The 633-nt window shown below is 63.0% G+C and carries 1 protein-coding gene; it reads left to right on the top strand.

The genetic code is table 11. The features are described 5' to 3' along the window. Positions 1–608 (top strand): hypothetical protein (locus ACLQ3C_RS21460; protein ID WP_425707114.1); only part of this gene is annotated, 608 nt, incomplete at its 5' end. Between the last annotated feature and the right edge of the window lie 25 nt (positions 609–633).

The raw sequence follows: 633 nt of genomic DNA on the forward strand, positions 1-633 counted from the left end.
TAGCCGCATGCACAACACCCAACACCACGCCAACTCCCTCGGTCTACGCGCCTCCATGGTTCCTCCACTTCACCACCTACTGGATACCCACCCCTGCGCTCGATCTCATGAGCCCCGACGCCACCTTCATCCGCGCCGTAAACGACTCGACCTACATCGCAATGGAATCCGGATCACAAGGCGCACGAGCCGCATACCCGGGCTTCTTACACGCCAGCGAGTTCCATCATCCTCCACCGCATATAGGCGGTGGCACCGACGATCCCACGCAGCCGCTACCCCCCAGCAACGGCGCGCTCTTCATCGGCGCTTTTCACAGTGACGGGAATATCGCGACAGCCACAATCTGCGTTCCGGGCCCCGCATGGACCGGGGAAGTGTTGACTTACCGGCGCACGGGAACCCCGCCCCCAGCCAATCAACACGGCCCGCACTGGTACCCGATTCACAATGTCTTCGGCGACTGGCAAGTCCTCAACGACATCGGGACCGATTTCAACCAGCCACCCAGCCTCGCCGTACGCCAATGCGCAGCCGCCCACATCCCCGAACCAGTCAGCCCACCCAACAGCCCCGGCTGGTCCTGGAATCCGAACCCCGGCGCATGACACACCAAACACGCCGAGCGCGAAC

This window comes from Gordonia sp. DT30 (assembly GCF_049844915.1).
Lineage (GTDB): Bacteria > Actinomycetota > Actinomycetes > Mycobacteriales > Mycobacteriaceae > Gordonia.